General features: G+C 51.6%; 16 protein-coding genes. All 16 read left to right on the plus strand.

The features are described 5' to 3' along the window. Positions 1 to 42: 42 nt before the first annotated feature. The 16 genes from PAEVO_RS01095 to era all read left to right on the plus strand — a co-directional run bounded on the left by PAEVO_RS01095 (position 43) and on the right by era (position 16,706). Positions 43 to 1,221: an exonuclease SbcCD subunit D gene (locus tag PAEVO_RS01095; protein ID WP_100535908.1), complete on the plus strand. Its 1,179-nt coding sequence runs from the start codon at positions 43 to 45 to the stop codon at positions 1,219 to 1,221. Then, positions 1,222 to 4,674, plus strand: coding sequence for an AAA family ATPase (locus tag PAEVO_RS01100; RefSeq protein ID WP_100535909.1), 3,453 nt, complete (start codon positions 1,222 to 1,224; stop codon positions 4,672 to 4,674). It abuts the gene before it with no gap. Positions 4,675 to 4,955: 281 nt separating this feature from the next. Beyond that, on the plus strand, positions 4,956 to 5,315 hold the full coding sequence (locus PAEVO_RS01105) for a histidine triad nucleotide-binding protein (RefSeq protein ID WP_071222932.1): 360 nt from the start codon (positions 4,956 to 4,958) through the stop codon (positions 5,313 to 5,315). 184 nt (positions 5,316 to 5,499) lie between these two features. Next, positions 5,500 to 5,673, plus strand: a complete 174-nt coding sequence (gene rpsU / locus PAEVO_RS01110; protein WP_005547957.1) for a 30S ribosomal protein S21 — start codon at positions 5,500 to 5,502, stop codon at positions 5,671 to 5,673. A gap of 16 nt (positions 5,674 to 5,689) precedes the next feature. Beyond that, a complete protein-coding gene (locus tag PAEVO_RS01115; RefSeq protein WP_006209020.1) occupies positions 5,690 to 6,130 on the plus strand; it encodes a GatB/YqeY domain-containing protein in 441 nt (146 codons plus the stop codon). Positions 6,131 to 6,388: 258 nt separating this feature from the next. Continuing rightward, the gene (locus tag PAEVO_RS01120) at positions 6,389 to 7,750 is read left to right on the plus strand and encodes an NfeD family protein (protein WP_100535910.1); all 1,362 of its coding nucleotides are present in this window, start codon (positions 6,389 to 6,391) and stop codon (positions 7,748 to 7,750) included. A gap of 93 nt (positions 7,751 to 7,843) precedes the next feature. Continuing rightward, a complete protein-coding gene (gene floA / locus PAEVO_RS01125; protein ID WP_100535911.1) occupies positions 7,844 to 8,851 on the plus strand; it encodes a flotillin-like protein FloA in 1,008 nt (335 codons plus the stop codon). Between the two features lie 18 nt (positions 8,852 to 8,869). Further along, positions 8,870 to 9,448 (plus strand): hypothetical protein, encoded by a 579-nt coding sequence (locus tag PAEVO_RS01130; protein WP_100535912.1) that lies wholly within the window; start codon positions 8,870 to 8,872, stop codon positions 9,446 to 9,448. Between the two features lie 198 nt (positions 9,449 to 9,646). Further along, positions 9,647 to 9,940, plus strand: coding sequence for a sporulation protein YqfC (yqfC, locus tag PAEVO_RS01135; protein WP_071222936.1), 294 nt, complete (start codon positions 9,647 to 9,649; stop codon positions 9,938 to 9,940). Further along, positions 9,937 to 11,130 carry a sporulation protein YqfD gene (gene yqfD / locus PAEVO_RS01140; protein WP_100535913.1) on the plus strand — a complete coding sequence of 398 codons (1,194 nt, stop codon included), beginning with the start codon at positions 9,937 to 9,939 and terminating at the stop codon, positions 11,128 to 11,130. Before yqfC ends, yqfD begins: the two co-directional genes overlap by 4 nt. 6 nt (positions 11,131 to 11,136) lie before the next feature. Then, positions 11,137 to 12,108 (plus strand): PhoH family protein, encoded by a 972-nt coding sequence (locus tag PAEVO_RS01145; protein WP_009590792.1) that lies wholly within the window; start codon positions 11,137 to 11,139, stop codon positions 12,106 to 12,108. 14 nt (positions 12,109 to 12,122) lie between these two features. Next, positions 12,123 to 14,423 carry an HD family phosphohydrolase gene (locus PAEVO_RS01150; protein WP_100535914.1) on the plus strand — a complete coding sequence of 767 codons (2,301 nt, stop codon included), beginning with the start codon at positions 12,123 to 12,125 and terminating at the stop codon, positions 14,421 to 14,423. A gap of 2 nt (positions 14,424 to 14,425) precedes the next feature. Beyond that, complete coding sequence (gene ybeY / locus PAEVO_RS01155; RefSeq protein ID WP_100535915.1) at positions 14,426 to 14,923, plus strand: rRNA maturation RNase YbeY; 498 nt, start codon at positions 14,426 to 14,428, stop codon at positions 14,921 to 14,923. Then, positions 14,923 to 15,306 (plus strand): diacylglycerol kinase family protein, encoded by a 384-nt coding sequence (locus PAEVO_RS01160; protein WP_481856478.1) that lies wholly within the window; start codon positions 14,923 to 14,925, stop codon positions 15,304 to 15,306. Before ybeY ends, PAEVO_RS01160 begins: the two co-directional genes overlap by 1 nt. A gap of 20 nt (positions 15,307 to 15,326) precedes the next feature. Continuing rightward, complete coding sequence (gene cdd, locus PAEVO_RS01165) at positions 15,327 to 15,731, plus strand: cytidine deaminase (protein ID WP_100535916.1); 405 nt, start codon at positions 15,327 to 15,329, stop codon at positions 15,729 to 15,731. A gap of 72 nt (positions 15,732 to 15,803) precedes the next feature. Beyond that, on the plus strand, positions 15,804 to 16,706 hold the full coding sequence (gene era / locus PAEVO_RS01170) for a GTPase Era (protein ID WP_100535917.1): 903 nt from the start codon (positions 15,804 to 15,806) through the stop codon (positions 16,704 to 16,706). Positions 16,707 to 16,772 lie beyond the last annotated feature (66 nt).

Below are 16,772 nucleotides of genomic sequence, written 5' to 3' on the forward strand. Positions count from 1 at the left end.
TTGGTTTGATTGGGAAGTTTGAAGCGGGAGAGGAGAATAGCGATGCGTATATTGCATACCGGAGACTGGCATCTGGGGCGCACACTCGAAGGCCGGAGCAGGCTTGCAGAGCAGGAGCGCTTTTTGGATGAGCTGGTTAAGCTGGCAGATGAAGAGCAGGCGGATCTGATCCTCATGGCGGGGGACGTTTATGATTCCGTCAATCCGCCTGCGGCTGCAGAGCAGTTGTTCTACGATGCGGCCGCCAGACTTACGGAGGGGGGGCGCCCTATGGTGGTCATTGCGGGCAACCATGATCAGCCGGAACGGGTTGCATCGGTCACGCCGCTTGTTGCAACCAGGGGCATAACCCTGATTGGTACCCCTGTTGCCGATGCAATCACTGTTTCAGCGGCACGTACCGGAGAAACGGCCAAGATTGCAGCACTCCCTTATCCTTCGGAGGCCAGGCTCAACGAGCTGCTTTCGATCGATGGAGACGAGGATCAGCTCCGGCGTGCCTATAGCGAGAGAGTCGGAAAACTGATGAGGATGATGGCAAGGGATTTTTCTCCGCAGACGGTCAATCTGGCCATGAGCCATATCTATGTGCTTGGCGGCGTCGAGAGCGATTCCGAGCGACCGATTCAGGTGGGTGGAGCGTACACGGTTGATCCGTTGGCACTCTCTGTAGGCGCATCCTATACGGCGCTTGGTCACCTGCATCGTTCTCAGGCAGTAAAAGGAGAGGGAATGATCCGTTACAGCGGTTCACCTCTCGCCTACAGCTTCTCGGAAGCGGGACAGGCCAAATCGGTGACTCTGGTTGACGTATCGCCAGGAGGAGCCCCCGTGATCGAGGAGCTGTTTCTTAGCAGCGGCCGCCCGCTTGTTCGCTGGAAGGCCAAGGGCGGCTTGGAAGAAGTGTATCGTTGGCTTGATGAGGGGCGTGATCCCGAAGCCTTCATAGATCTGGAGGTATCCCTAACGGATGCCATGGGGCTTGCCGACATTCAGCGACTCCGAAAGAGCAGGGACGGCATTGTTCACATCCGTCCGGTATACCCGGAGATGGAGGCGCTGGAGCTGGAGAGCGAGCGCTCCCGACTGCCGCTGCCGGATCTGTTCCGAAAGTTCTACCAGCGGCAAACCGGCGGGGCGGAGCCCGAGGATCATCTGGTCGATTTGTTTCTGGAGCTTGTAGAGGAAGAGGAGTCTGACGGGATGGAGGTGAAGTCGTAGATGAAACCAATCTTGTTGAAGTTATCCGGACTGCAGAGTTACCGAGATACGCAGGAGATTGATTTTGAGACGTTGTGCGAAACCGGACTCTTCGGTATTTTCGGACCGACGGGAAGCGGGAAATCCACGCTGCTGGATGCTATTACCTTAGCCATGTACGGAAAGGTGGAGCGTGCGGTTAACGGAACCCAGGGCATCATGAACCATTCAGAGGACAGTTTGTCCGTTTCCTTTACGTTTGAGTTGTCTTCCGCTGCCGGGCTGGAGCGATACCGGGTAGAGCGCCGATTCAAACGGGTCAACGAGCTCTCTATAAGCAATACAATAAGCCGTTTTATCCACGTTACTCCCGATGGGGATCAAGTGATGGCGGATAAACTGGCCGAGGTCACCCGCTGCGTAGAAGAGAAAATCGGACTGAAAATGGATGATTTTACCCGCGCGGTTGTCCTTCCTCAAGGAAAGTTCGCCGAATTCCTCTCTCTGAAGGGGAGTGAGCGTCGGCAGATGCTTCAGCGGCTGTTTCATTTGGAACGGTACGGAGACCAGCTCGCAATCAAGCTCAGCCGGCGTGTTAAGGATACAGAGGGTTCGCTGAAATCCGTCGAAGCTGAACAGCAGGGGTTGGGCAGTGCAGGGAAAGAAGCTTTGGCGGAAGCCACTATGGTGCTGGAAGATGCCAAGAATCACGCGGCGTCATCCCGGAATCTTCTCCGGGCCGCCATGGAAGCCCATGAAGCTATGGGGAAAATCCGTGAGCTGGATATGGAAAAACGGCGGCTGCAGGGGAAGCTGGATGAACTCGCCCTTCATGAGGAAGAGATGAAGGAGCTGGAACGACGGCTTGAGCTGACAGGGGCGGCAGCCGCTGTTCTCCCTGCGCTTGAAGCATGGCGCGAATCCGGCAAGGCCTGGGATCATCGGCGGCAGATTGCCGAAGGACTCACCGCACAAGCTGCATCCGCTCAGCAGGCGGCGGAGCAGGCTGTAAAGGCGGATGAAGCAGCCCAGGCAGCCCTTCGGGCCGAGGAGCCGAAGCTGGTGCTTCGGGAGCAGCAGCTGGAGCAAGCTGTTTTATTGCAGCGGGAACGTGATGGATTACGGGACGAACTGATTAGACTCGACGCACAGCGAGTGAATGCCCGTAAAGAGCTTGATGGGGTAACTGCCCAACTGCAGAAGGAGCAGGAGCTGCTCGAACGAGGGCGAAAGCGGCAGGAGGAGCTGCAGGACAAGCTGAAAGGGCTTGAGACTAGCTCTGGTGATCGCCAGGTGCTTCATATGGCGATGCAGAAGGTTCAAGCGCTTGAGTCAGCCGGCAGACAGAAGCAAAAGGCTGAGCTCGAGTTAAAGTCGCAGGAGAGCAGGCTGAAGGAGCAAGAGGCTAGACGTGTTGCCCTGCAGAAGCAGGAGCAAGAATTGCAACGGCACTACATACAGCTCTCCGTGCAAGCTGACAGCTTGCAGCGTGATGCAGCCGAAGCCTCGTCGTTTGCCGATCGGATGGCAGCCGCGGCAGCTCATGTAAAACAGGCGATGAGCCAATCGCTTCGCGACAAACAGCTTCGTGCGCTGTCCCTTTCACTGGCCGCCGAGCTTCAGGAAGGAGCGCCTTGTCCGGTTTGCGGAAGTGAACATCATCCTCTCCCTGCCGCCTCATCAGGGCAGCCTGAAGATGATCTTGATGAGAGCATGGATCGGCTGACGCAGATCACTCATCAGATCCAGGAGGTCAGATTAACCCTGCGGGGGCAGCTTAACGAAGCGGAAGCGCTGGCAAGCCAAGCGCGTTCGCAAATTGAGCCGTACGCAGATGACGACCTGCTTGCCGTCAAACCCGACGGGCAGGAACAGGAACGCGGATGGATGGAAGCGGCAGTGTCAGCTATACCTGCCGATGATAAAGCGTACGATGTCGAAAGGCTTGCCTCCGATACGGCCCGGCTCATGAAAGCAGCCGAAACTCAGGCTGCTGCCATCGGGCAATGCCGTACGGAAGCGTCCAAGGTACAGCAGAGCCTCTTTACATGCCAGCAGGAGCTAATGAAACAGAACGCTGCGCTTGAGAATGGTCAAATGATATGGAACCAGCTGCGCGATCAGCTTGCAGGATTGGAAGCAGAAGCTGAGGGCATTCTGAATTCCTGGCAGGAAGGCAAGCCGGATTTCTCTCTGGAGGAGGCAGTCGGCCGTTTTCAGCTCATGCAGGAGAAGGATGCGGAATCCGAGTCGATTAAGGAAGGGCTTGAGCGCAGCGTACCATTTATTGAGGAGAAGAAGCAGGCCGTCCTTCGCTTGGAGCAGCAGCTTCGTGAGCTGGAGAAGCAGCTGATTCAATGGGACGCGCAGCGTGAAGGAAAGACGGAGGGGCTGAAGGATAAAGAAGAGCGGCTTCAGGCATGGATTGGTGACCGGTCGGCTGAGGAATTGCTGAGCGAATGCCGGACCAGGATGTCGATGCTGAAGGAATCCGCTGAACAAGCCAGAAGCGAGTGCAGGAAGGCGGAAGAGAAGGCTCAGCATGCAGCCAAGGAAGCGGCTCTTGCAGAACAGGCTGAGAGAGCTGCGCAGGAGCAGCATCAAGCCGCCAAGCTTGCTTGGGAGAACCAACTGGCAGCCTCACCGTTCGCTACGGAGCGTGCCGTCATGGAAGCCTGTTTAACCGCGGAAGAAATTGAACGTTGTGTCCAGTTAGTGAAAGCACACCGGGAAGGACAGCGGGAATGGACGCTGAGACTTCGCGACGTCGAACAGAAGCTTGGCGCCAGCCCTTTTCATGAAGAGGAGTGGGAACGGTGCTCAGCCGAGCTTCAGGCGGCCCGTACAGCCGATGAGGAGGCTCTTCAGGCGAGGGCCCGAGCCGAGCGGGACTTGGAAGACCTGAATAAACGTCACATCCGGTTTATGGAATTGGAAGAGCAGCGTCTTAGCCTTCAACGGGAGAGCGAGCGCTTGTCCAAACTGCAGTCCTGCTTGCGCGGAAACGCGTTTGTTGAATACATTGCGGAGGAACAGCTGATGCAGGTAAGTCAGTCGGCTTCCCAGCGTCTTCGCTACTTGACCAAGCAGCGCTACTCGCTTGAGGTGGATTCCGGTGGAGGATTCGTCATTCGGGACGATGCCAACGGCGGCGTCCGGCGACCGGTATCCACACTATCCGGCGGCGAGACATTCCTGACCTCATTAGCCTTGGCTTTGGCACTCTCGGCACAGATTCAGCTGCGCGGGCAATATCCGCTGCAGTTCTTTTTCCTCGACGAAGGCTTCGGTACGCTGGATCCGGAGCTGCTGGAGACGGTTATTACCGCGCTTGAGCGCCTCCATACGGATAAGCTGACCGTCGGCATCATCAGTCATGTGCCCGAGCTTCGGGCACGTCTGCCGCGCAAGCTGGTCGTACGGCCGGCAGAGCAAGCGGGTGCGGGCTCGAAGCTTGCAATCGAATCGATGTAGCAGCGAACCATGGATGATGTGATCTAAATCACGGAAACAGCAACATGGCCCTGTTATAGTACAGATAAGCCGACATATATAAGAAGCACCGGGCAGGCGCTTGATCATGAGAGATTCCTATCTTTTCCCTTGCTCTCGTGATGAAGCGCCTCCTTACTGGACAGCTGCGTTCCAGGGGTGCTTCTCTTTTTTTTGTGTCGTCCCTAATTGTCATCTATTGGACGCATTGCCTAATTTCTTATATGATAAAAGCATGTAAACGTATGAAAGGGGTAACCGTGATGGATTGTCTTTTTTGCAAAATCGTAGAGGGTGAGCTTCCTTCCACGAAGGTACTCGAAAATGATAAGGTGCTTGTATTTCAAAACATTAATCCGGAGGCGCCGGTTCATGTCCTGATTATTCCCAAGAAGCATATCGCATCCATGAACGATATTCAGGATGAAGATTTGCTGCTGATTGGCGAGATGCACAAAGCGGCTAAAGAAGCCGCTGCGAAGCTGGGCATTGCGGAGAGCGGTTACCGATTAATTAACAACTGCGGACCCGATGGGGAACAATCCGTGTTTCATGTGCACTATCACCTGATGGGCGGTCGCCGTTTAGGCGCTTTAACAGGCATTTCGCCCGCTCATACATAACATCGGGCCAATGAAGAAATAGATCAGCCTCGCTGTCCAATGTCGCAGCGGGGTTGTTCCAATTCTTTCGACTATCGTAAAATAGACGCCTAAGGTTGACACCTTATTTCCGTTTGCCCTATAATGAAGTTTGATGAACCGTGTTAATGCTCTTGGACGGTCTGGTCGGAGGGAGGGAAAACTGGTGTCTGAAACTAAAGTTCGCAAAAACGAGACAATTGATGCTGCACTTCGTCGCTTCAAGCGTTCCATTGCTAAAGATGGCGTATTGGCTGAAGTGAAGAAACGCAAGCATTATGAAAAGCCAAGCGTAAAGCGCAAGAAAAAGTCCGAGGCTGCTCGTAAGAGAAAGTTTTAGGAGGATCTGAACTAGCATGAATCTTAGCGAACGATTGAACGAAGATATGAAGCAAGCGATGAAGAGTAAGGACAAGTTCAAACTCTCAACGATTCGAATGGTTCGTTCGACGATAAAAAATCTTGAAATAGATTTGAAACGAAGTTTGGATGACAACGAAGTGCTTGATATTTTTAGTCGTGAAATCAAACAGCGCAAAGATGCCCTCCAAGAATTTGAAAAAGCGGGACGCGACGATCTTGCCGCCGATGCAAAAGCAGAAATTGAGCTCCTTAGCGCCTACCTCCCGGAACAGCTTACTGAAGAAGAAATTAAAGTCATTGTACAGCAGACCATCCAGGAAACCGGTGCTTCTTCAAAAGCCGAGATGGGTAAAGTAATGAGCGCTCTCATGCCGAAAGTTAAAGGGCGTGCAGATGGAAAGCTTGTCAATCAAGTTGTTCAACAATTTCTGTAACAACATAAGTGAAACACCCCTTGTTTTCTCAAGGGGTGTTTTTTCTTTTTATCCGAGGGATGTTTTCGAGAATCGCCTTTTCGCGATGGTTTTTTTTAAGGATGGGCATACTTTTTGAAACGAAATCGTTTCTGATTCGTAATAACTACCATATGAGGGCAAGTAGATACATATGCTTATGCAAAAGGCAGGTCGCTGAACCCTTTTTGTCGAAGTTAGGGTACAGATGGCTTAATACGTCGAAAAGGAGGGGAACAGATGAGCAGACCGTTTTGGATCCGCAAATTGCTGACATTCACGGCAGCAGCCATTATGATGCTGATATCGATCGGAATGTATGTAGGTCCGGTGAAATCCGCGGTGGCTGCGAACATCGGGTCGGTGTATGTCATTCCGGTCAAGCAGCAGATCGAGCGCGGCTTAACCAGCTTTATGGAGCGTGGATTTAAGGAAGCCGAGGAGATGGCGGCAGGACTGATCGTCCTGGAAATTGATACGCCGGGAGGTCTGGTTGACCAAGCGGGTAAAATTGCAGCCTTGATGAAGGGCAGCGATATTCCGGTTGTGGCTTACATCACGGGTAATGCCGCATCGGCCGGGAGTTACATTGCGCTGAACGCAGACAAGATTGCCATGTCGCCGGGCAGTATGATTGGCGCGGCTTATATGGTGGATGCCAGGGGGAATCCGATCGAGGATGCCAAGATGGTTTCCTGGTGGAAAACCAGCATGGCTAGTGCTGCTGAAGCTTCAGGCCGAAATCCGGAGATCGCCAAAGGAATGGCTGACCTCAATTTAAAGGTTGAAGTGCCTGAAATCGGTTTGACAAAGCAGCCAGGCGATATCATATCCTTGACGCATGATGAAGCGCTGAAGACGGGTTATGCGGATACGATTGCGAACAGCACGGAAGAAGTCATCACGTGGATGGACTACTCCACGCAGGACGTATTTCGGATGGAGCAGACCTTCTCAGAGAAGCTGGCTACCTTCCTCACGCATCCCGGTGTCATGGCGCTCCTGCTCTTCATCGGTATTGCAGGTGTCATTATCGAAGTGATCGTTCCGGGCTTTGGTGTGCCGGGAATTCTTGGTGTGGTTGCATTCGTACTGTATTTCTTCGGTAACCAGGTCGCCGGATTTGCCGGTTGGGAGAATTGGCTGCTGTTTGTGATCGGTATCGTGATGCTGGCGATGGAGCTGTTTGTGCCAAGCTTCGGGATACTGGGCATCATTGGATCAGCCAGCTTGATTGCCGGCGTTGTTATGGCGGCCTACAGCACGTCTCATGTGGCTCTATCCCTAGGTATTGGGGCGGCTTGTGCTCTGGTGGCTATCATCGTGGTCGCTCTCGTATTTAAGGAACGGGGAATATGGCGGAAGTTTATTCTCAGTGACAGCTTATCCAAAGAGCAGGGGTATATTCCGAATGAAGACCGGGATGTACTGATCGGTCTGGTCGGAACTTCGATTACGCCGCTTCGACCGGCTGGAACGATGGAGCTTGAGGGACGGCGGCTTGATGTGGTTACCCTCGGAGGATTCATCGATTCCGGTCGACCGGTCCGCGTCATCAAAACGGACGGCACCAGAATTGTGGTAGAGGAAGAAAAAGGGTGAACCTCGTCACGGAATTGTGTAGTATTAAAAGGGCTAGTGTTTAAACGATCCAAGTGATGAAGGCAAATATTTAATAATGGAGGGTAAACGAATATGGAATTGGATGGTTCATTGGTACCGATTCTTCTAATCGGTGTTGTCGCGATTATCGTGCTTAGCGTGTTTTTCAGTTTCTTCCCGTTAATGCTCTGGATTTCGGCGCTCGCTTCCGGCGTGCGCATCGGGATTATTACATTGGTGGCCATGCGCCTGCGGCGCGTAACCCCAAGCCGGATTGTGAATCCGCTCATCAAGGCAACCAAGGCAGGACTTGGCCTTAACATCAACCAGCTGGAGAGTCACTATCTCGCAGGCGGTAACGTAGACCGGGTGGTCAACGCCTTGATTGCAGCCCAACGCGCCAATATTCCGCTCGAGTTTGAAAGAGCTGCGGCGATTGACCTTGCCGGACGTGATGTTCTGCAGGCGGTGCAAATGAGCGTTAACCCTCGTGTTATCGAAACGCCGGTTGTAGCAGCCGTAGCCAAAGACGGTATTGAAGTCAAAGTTAAAGCCCGTGTAACCGTACGTGCCAACATTGACCGTTTGGTCGGGGGTGCTGGCGAAGAGACGATTATTGCTCGTGTCGGTGAAGGTATCGTAACGACGGTAGGTTCCAGTAATTCGCATAAAGATGTCCTTGAGAACCCGGACCTGATCTCCAGAACGGTCCTGTCCAAGGGACTCGACGCGGGAACAGCATTTGAAATTCTGTCCATCGATATCGCGGACGTGGATGTAGGTAAGAATATTGGTGCATACCTGCAAACAGAACAGGCGGAAGCCGACAAGCGCATTGCCCAGGCGAAGGCCGAAGAACGCCGCGCGATGGCGGTAGCCCAAGAGCAAGAGATGAAAGCTCGCGTCGTAGAGATGAGAGCGCGCGTTGTGGAATCGGAATCCCAAGTTCCATTGGCTATGGCTGAAGCCCTTCGCAGCGGTCAACTGGGCGTGATGGATTATATGAACCTGAAGAATATCGAAGCCGACACGCAAATGAGGGGTTCCTTCGGTAAGATGGGTGAAAATAATGACAATCCCGGAGACAACAAAAACAAGTAACGATGAGGTGAGCCTATAGTGAGCTGGTTAATCGAAAATTTTTACATTGTAGCTGTTATAGGCTTCTTCATCATCTCCGCCCTCGGAAGACGCGGCAAGAACCCTGAGGAGGGGAAAAATCCCCGTATGCCGTCCTTCGGCGGCGAAGGGGACCGTCCTGCAAGACCGGGGCAGCAGCGGCCTCAGCGGCCTGAAGTTAGACGGGTGCAGACGACTCCGCAAGTCTCCCGTCCGGCACCTGTTCAGGAAAGCACCCGGATCGAGCGGATGGATGAAGAAGAAATGGATACCGGGAACGGATACTCTCTGGAACATCAAGAGATTGATCGAGCGAGACGTGAGGAAGAGATGAGATCTCACCCCGATAGCATAGATCATAGAATCGAGATGATGGAGAGGGATTTGAACCGGATTCACTCGAATTTGAACCAGATGACTATCGCATTACCTGAAACGGTTGTCGAAAGCCGAGATGAAGATCGTGAACAGTCTAGGGGCAGTGGATCGTTTCTTGCAGAACAAGCTCGAAACGGCATTGTTTGGGCCGAAATTCTGGGAACTCCGCGTGCCAAGCGCCCCATGAATCCTCGCCGTTAAATTAGCGGATTCTTTCGAGCTCTTCGAGCCAAATTTCTTGTACAAGATCAACGTAAATTAGACTCAATTCATAGATTTATAGAAGCGGGAGACCGCCTCGTCAGATTTTTTTGACGGGGCGGTCTTTTTACTTTTGATCTCATAAAACAGCTTCTTGGGGCATAAGGTGTACAGTACAGGAAGGGGGAAAGTCTCCATATGTCCCGCATCAGCCGCAAGCTGCAGAAATGGACCCAAGAAATGCTTGATTTGCCACAGGACCTGTTATTTGATTTGCCGCGGTTGACCCTGATTGGCAATAAAGAGCTGCATATCGAAAATCATCGCGGAGTCCGGCATTTTTCCGAGGAACGACTTGTGTTGTCTTTAACGCAGGGTTCTTTGGAGATTTCGGGGACCGGACTTGCGATTCAGGCTATTCAAAGTCATGAAGTGACCATCATTGGCACCATTCATCATATTCAATACATAGGAACGGGGGAGAAACCGTGAAGATTCCGACGATGATCCATCTTCGAGGATATTTGAAGCTCGCTGTTCGCGGTGAGCATGTGGAAGCATTCATTAATTCATTGGCGGAGGCGGGGATTCCGGTTTGGGATGTAACACCGACAGGAGCCCACTCAGCAGAGCTTAAGCTGCTGCTGAAGGATTTCAGAGGGCTCCGTCCGCTGTTAAAACGGACAGGCTGCCGTACGCGTATCAAGGGGCGCTACGGATACCCCTTCAAAGCCCGCCGCCTGTTGAAACGCAAAGCGTTTGTTATTGGCGTTGTTGCGTTTTTTATGATTCTGTTGACGCTTTCCTCGATGGTGTGGAACGTAGAAGTCGAGGGGAATGAAACGATCGCTTCGGAAGATGTGCTTGATGCGGCGAAGCAGGAAGGCATCTACCCGTTTCAATGGATATTCAAGTTGCAATCGATGGACAAGCTGTCCGGGAATATGACCGCCCGCCTTCCGGGAACTTCATGGGTAGGGGTGGAACGCAATGGGACACGCATACGCATACAGATTGTGGAGGCGGCCGTACCGGAGAAACCGCCGCTCCAGAGTCCGAGGCATCTGATCAGTACGCAGGACGCTGTCATCACCTATATATACGCTGAGAAGGGGGTTCCCAAAGTAGGGATCAACAGCCGGGTGAAGAAGGGCGATATTCTGATCTCCGGTGTCCTTGGGGATGAGGAAAATTCGGAACAAATTGTAGCCAAAGGGGAAGTGAAAGGCCTTGTATGGCATGAATACGATATCGAAATCCCATTGGTAAAGACCCATAAGGTGTATACGGGGGAAGGGAAGAAGCGCTCCTATATCGTTTTTGGCGATCGGGCCGTTCAGTTGTGGGGCTACGGGGATATTCCGTTCTCCCAGCAGGAGACCTTGACCTTCTATGATCCGCTTACGTGGAGGACGCGCGTGCTTCCGCTGGGCTGGATGACCGAAAAGATTATGGAGGTTACCGAGGTCCAGCGGACCATAAGCGAGGAAGAAGCGAAAAAAGAGGGAATCGAGGGGGCACGCCGGGATATTTTGGCGAAATATGGAACAGATTCAAAATTCGTAAGCCAAAAAATTTTGCATGATAAGAAAGAGAATGGTAAAGTTTATATGAAAGTGCTTTTTGAGGTGGAAGAGACCATCGCAAAAGAACTTCCCATAGTATACGATCAAGGAGAATGAGGCTATTTGTCACAGCAAACGACCAGCATTCAAATTTTACTTCAAAGCGCGTCAGAGGGTCTGTCCTTATTCGGACCACAAGATACATTTCTTAAATTAATCGAAAAAGAAATTCCTGCGACGATTGATTCACGGGAAGCGGTCATCACGATTCGGGGACAACATCGAAATGTGGAGAGTCTTCAGCAGCTGTTTGAAGTGCTGCTCCAGCTTGTGCGCAACGGCTACATTTTGACCGAGCGTGATATTCTTTATGCTGTGGAACTCGCCAAGGATCTGAGGGCCGATCAGCTGCTGGATCTGTACAAGGGCGAGATTACGACAACCTTCAAGGGTAAGCCTATTCGTGTAAAAACCATCGGTCAGAAGCACTATGTGACCACCATCAAGAAGCGGGATATTGTATTCGGTATCGGTCCTGCAGGTACAGGGAAAACTTACCTGGCCGTCGTTTTGGCTGTTGCCGCACTAAAGGAAGGATCCGTCAAAAGGATCATTTTGACAAGGCCGGCTGTAGAGGCTGGAGAGAGCCTGGGCTTCCTGCCCGGAGACCTGCAGGAGAAGGTCGATCCTTATCTCAGACCATTGTACGATGCCTTATACGATGTGATGGGCCCGGATCAAACGGCCAAGGCGCTAGAGCGTGGCTTGATTGAAATCGCGCCGCTTGCTTACATGCGCGGGCGGACGCTGGATGATTCATTTATTATTTTGGATGAAGCACAGAACACCACGCCGGAACAGATGAAGATGTTTTTGACACGGCTTGGATTCGGCTCGAAGATGGTCATTACAGGGGACGTGACCCAGATTGACCTGCCGCGGGGCAAAAAATCAGGACTTATCGAAGCTAAAACGATATTAAGCGGAATTGAGGAAGTCGGCTTCGTCTATTTTGCCGAACAGGATGTTGTACGTCACTCTTTAGTACAAAAAATCATCGTCGCTTATGATAAAGCAGCAGAAAACCAAGATTAAAGGGGATTGTCGCAATGGCCTCCAAAGAACCATCGACGGACAAGTCCATATGGGGTAAAAACAGCGGATGGAAATATAGCGTGGCAACACGCTATATTCTGTTTTTGCTGCTTGCTTTACTCTTTTATATCAGTCTAGCATCCAAGCTTTTGCCGGAGCGGTATGACATACAGGTCAATACGAAAAGCGAAAAAAATATCGTAGCACCAGTACAAATTGAGGATAGCAAGGCAACGCTGAAGGCACAGGAGGCGGCTGCGGAGAACGTCCAGCCGATTTACCCTCTCGTTCCTCTGCGAAACGACGTTCTGGTCACGCAAATCCTTGACCGGATTGAACGTTTGAACCAGGACGTGGATATCAGCTCCGCCGAAAAAGTTGAAATTTATCGAAATGAAATTCCGAGAATGGCTAGAGAATTCGTGCAAAATTTCGTGTCGGCCAACAGCACGAACGAAGCCTATTCCAAAGAGCTGCTTCAGGAAATGCAGCGGGTCATCGAAGAACAAACCTATCGGATTCCAGAGGAAACATTCATTAAGATGCCGAGGTTGAATTCCGAAGATATTATTCAGATGAAGCCTGTAGCTCGCGAGATCGTATCCAGGCTGATGCTAAACGAGATCGTCGATGCCGATACGGCCCGTACCCGCGTGGCTGAGAGAGTGAACACAAGTTCGTTGAATGATCGGACCGCCAGGGAAGTCGTTCAGGAATTGGCGAGTTTAACGATTACGGCCAATAAGTTCTACGATGAGGTTGCCACGAAGAATGCGAAGGTTGAGGCCCGGGAGAATACCCCGCCCGTATTTATCAAACAAGGGGACATCCTCGTGGCGAAAGGCCAGCTTATCACACCGGAGCTGTATGAGCTGCTTGGTAAAAACGGCCTGCTGAAGGACGATATTAATTACTGGCCGGAGCTGGGCGTGCTGCTACTGTCCGTCTTGCTGTCTCTTGGCATACTGACTTTCATCCGGCAGTCGGAACCCGGCAAATTCAAATATAACAACTCGCAGCTGCTGATGCTGGTCTTGGTGTATGTGATCACGCTGATCACCATGCATTTGACCGCATTTCTGCAAAGCGATTCCCAGATGTATGTGGGATATCTTGCGCCGGTCGCGATTGGCGCGATTCTGGTTACCCTGCTGCTGGAAACCTCGTTGGCCTATTTCAGCGTCATCATTTTCAGCATCATGGCAAGTGTCATATTGAACGTCCAAGGCGAATTGTTTGACTTCAAATTCGGGTTATTCGCAGCCGTGACTTCCTGCGTGGCGATCTTCTCGATTCACCGCGCAAGCCAGCGGTCGACGATGTTGAAGGGCGGCATTATGGCGTCTCTCTTCGGCGCCTTGATCGTGTTCATTATGCTGCTGCTCAATAACGATACATGGACTACGAGCGAAACGCTGTATTCGATCGGTTTTGCCATCGCGGGCGGATTGTTAACGGCCATCCTGGTTATCGGGTTAATGCCGTTCTTCGAAGTCACCTTCGGTATTCTGTCGGCACTGAAGCTGGTGGAATTATCGAACCCGAACCATCCGCTGCTTCGTAAACTGCTGACGGAGACGCCAGGAACTTATCATCACAGTGTCATGGTCGGAAACTTGTCCGAAGCTGCGGCGGAAGCGATAGGCGCCAACGGACTGCTGTGCCGCGTCGGTTCCTACTATCATGATATCGGAAAAACCAAGCGGCCGATCTATTTTATCGAGAACCAGAACAATATGGAGAACCCGCATGATTCCATTGAACCGAAGCTGAGCAAATCCATTATCGTTGCTCACGCAAGGGATGGCGTGGAAATGCTCAAGGAGTACAAGCTCCCTAAACCGATACGGGATATCGCAGAGCAGCATCATGGTACAACGTTTTTACACTATTTTTATCATAAAGCGGTTCGCCAGGCTGAGGAGCAGGGCATCGAACCGGATTTCACTGAAGATGATTTCCGTTATCCAGGGCCGAAGGCTCAATCCAAGGAGTCTGCAATTGTCGGCATTGCCGACAGCGTGGAAGCGGCTGTCCGTTCATTGCGTAAACCGACGGTGGAACAGGTTGAATCGATGATCGAGAAGATTATCAAAGGCCGCCTGGATGACCATCAGTTTAATGATTGCGATTTAACGATGAAGGAATTGGATATTATCGCCAAGACGTTAAAGGAGACGGTGATGGGGATTTTCCATTCCCGGATCGAATACCCGGAAGATGTGAAGCGTCCCAAGCCGTCCGCCCCAAATGGCGATATATCGACTGCTTCCGAGACATCCGCAACGAGTGAGGAACAGAGAAGGAGCGTATAAGAATGAGCCTGCAGCTGGCATGGAATAATGAACAAGAGGATTTTCAGATTAGCGAGGAATTGATCGCCCTGCTTGAAGTGATTCTTCAGAAGGCCGGAGAGGCTGAAGGAGTAACCGATGGAGAGGTGGATCTGACCTTTGTCGATGATGAACAGATCCATGAATTGAACCGGGAGTACCGGGGAATCGATCGTCCGACCGACGTCCTCTCCTTTGCGATGAATGAAATTACGAACGATGAGCTCGAGATCATTTATGAGCTGGAAGAGGGAGAAGAACTGGAGAGCGTTCCGGATGTTCTGGGAGATATCATTATCTCGGTTCCTCGGGCCAAGCTGCAAAGCGAAGAATACGGCCATTCGTTGGAACGGGAACTCGGTTTTCTGTTTGTTCACGGATTTCTACATTTGCTCGGATATGATCATCAAGATGAGGCGAGCGAAGCGGAAATGATGGGCAAACAGGAGGCTGTACTTGCAGAAGTAGGATTGACAAGATAGTGAAGCCGCACAGACAATCGTTATACAGGGCATTTGGGTGCGCGATGCGAGGCATCTTGACGGCTGTACAAACGGAACGCAATATGAAAATCCACATTGCTGCTGCCTTGATTGTATTCATCGCAGCAGCTTTGCTGCAATTGGACCGAGTGAGTTGGTTGTTTTTGGTATTGGCGATTGCCCTCGTATTTATCGCGGAGCTGGTAAATACTGCGGTAGAGGCCGTTATCGATCTGATCTCGCCAGAAGAACATGTATTAGCTCGGGTGGCTAAGGATACAGCAGCCGGTGCAGCGTTAGTTGCAGCGGTGTTTGCCGTCGTGATCGGCATTCTGGTCTTCTATGAACCGGTATGGGAATGGATGCAATCAATGACAAGTTGAATAAATAGGAGGAACTAGACATGGAAGCAGGATTGTTAATGCAGGAAGCGATTAAAGCACGTACGCGGGCTTACATACCCTATTCAACATTTGGTGTGGGAGCAGCCCTGCTCGATTCGCGCGGAGAGGTACATCTTGGCTGTAATGTAGAGAATGCCGCATACGGTCCTACCAATTGTGCTGAGCGCACCGCATTGTTCCGTGCGATTGCCGACGGTCATGAAGCAGGGAGCTTCCAAGCCATTGCCATTGTTGCCGATACGGACGGCCCGTGCACGCCATGCGGGGTATGCCGGCAAGTGCTGGTGGAGCTGTGCAAGCCGGATATGAAGGTGATCATGGGCAATATGAAGGGTGATATCAAGGAGACGACCGTCAGCGAACTGCTGCCGGGAGCGTTCGGTCCATGGGATTTAAACAAGTAAGTCTGCAAATGAATAGGATCAAATCAAGGTTTACACAACACGTAGATACAGGAACAGTAGCGGAGGAATGGTATGCAAAAAAAACAATTTAAGTCCGGGTTTGTGGCTATTATCGGGAGACCGAACGTAGGAAAATCAACGCTGATGAATCAGGTGATCGGTCAGAAGATTGCCATCATGTCGGACAAACCGCAAACAACAAGAAATAAAATTCATGGCGTATATACGACCAACGATTCCCAAGTGGTTTTTCTGGATACGCCGGGGATTCATAAGCGTCAATCCAAGCTTGGGGATTACATGAATCAGACTGCTTTGAGCACGCTAGGTGAAGTGGAAGCCGCCTTATTTCTGGTAGACGCTTCGGAGGGCATCGGCGGGGGAGACCGTTACATCGCCGAGCAGCTGCAAAAGATCAAGACTCCGATCATCCTGGTGATGAATAAAATCGACAAGATTGAGCCGCCCGCACTGCTGCCTCTGATTGAGCAGTATCGGAAGCTGCATGATTTTGCAGAGATCGTCCCGATTTCCGCGAAGCTCGGCAGCAATGTTGACACGCTGCTAGAACAGATACAGAAGTATTTGCCTCCTGGCCCACAGTATTATCCTGAAGATCAGGTGACGGATCATCCGGAGCAGTTCGTGTGCGCAGAGCTGATTCGCGAGAAAATTTTGCACATGACAAGAGAGGAAATTCCTCATTCCATAGCGGTTACCATTGAGGATATGCGGGTGGAGGAGAACGGAACTGTATATATTTCAGCCGTTATTTTTGTTGAACGCGACTCCCAGAAGGGTATCATTATCGGCAAGCAGGGTGCTCTGCTAAAAGAAGTTGGCAGACAAGCCCGTCAGGATATTCAAAGGCTGCTCGGATCCAAGATTTTCTTGGAGCTCTGGGTTAAAGTTAAAAAAGATTGGCGCAATCAAGAACGCGTTCTTCGCGATCTCGGATTTCACCGCGGGGAGTAATAAAGCCGCAGTGCAAATCGGAGGCAAATCATACACGGTGCCGCCTGCCAACAATTGCATTTCATA

The sequence above is a fragment of the Paenibacillus sp. GM2FR genome, assembly GCF_002803325.1.
GTDB lineage: Bacteria > Bacillota > Bacilli > Paenibacillales > Paenibacillaceae > Paenibacillus_AQ > Paenibacillus_AQ lautus.

Coding starts and splice junctions, on each gene's coding strand:
- era (WP_100535917.1), top strand. CDS start 15,804: ATGCAAAAAAAACAATTTAAGTCCGGGTTTGTGGCTATTATCGGGAGA.
- PAEVO_RS01120 (WP_100535910.1), top strand. CDS start 6,389: ATGAGCAGACCGTTTTGGATCCGCAAATTGCTGACATTCACGGCAGCA.
- ybeY (WP_100535915.1), top strand. CDS start 14,426: ATGAGCCTGCAGCTGGCATGGAATAATGAACAAGAGGATTTTCAGATT.
- PAEVO_RS01115 (WP_006209020.1), top strand. CDS start 5,690: ATGAATCTTAGCGAACGATTGAACGAAGATATGAAGCAAGCGATGAAG.
- PAEVO_RS01095 (WP_100535908.1), top strand. CDS start 43: ATGCGTATATTGCATACCGGAGACTGGCATCTGGGGCGCACACTCGAA.
- cdd (WP_100535916.1), top strand. CDS start 15,327: ATGGAAGCAGGATTGTTAATGCAGGAAGCGATTAAAGCACGTACGCGG.
- PAEVO_RS01100 (WP_100535909.1), top strand. CDS start 1,222: ATGAAACCAATCTTGTTGAAGTTATCCGGACTGCAGAGTTACCGAGAT.
- PAEVO_RS01105 (WP_071222932.1), top strand. CDS start 4,956: ATGGATTGTCTTTTTTGCAAAATCGTAGAGGGTGAGCTTCCTTCCACG.
- PAEVO_RS01150 (WP_100535914.1), top strand. CDS start 12,123: ATGGCCTCCAAAGAACCATCGACGGACAAGTCCATATGGGGTAAAAAC.
- floA (WP_100535911.1), top strand. CDS start 7,844: ATGGAATTGGATGGTTCATTGGTACCGATTCTTCTAATCGGTGTTGTC.
- yqfC (WP_071222936.1), top strand. CDS start 9,647: ATGTCCCGCATCAGCCGCAAGCTGCAGAAATGGACCCAAGAAATGCTT.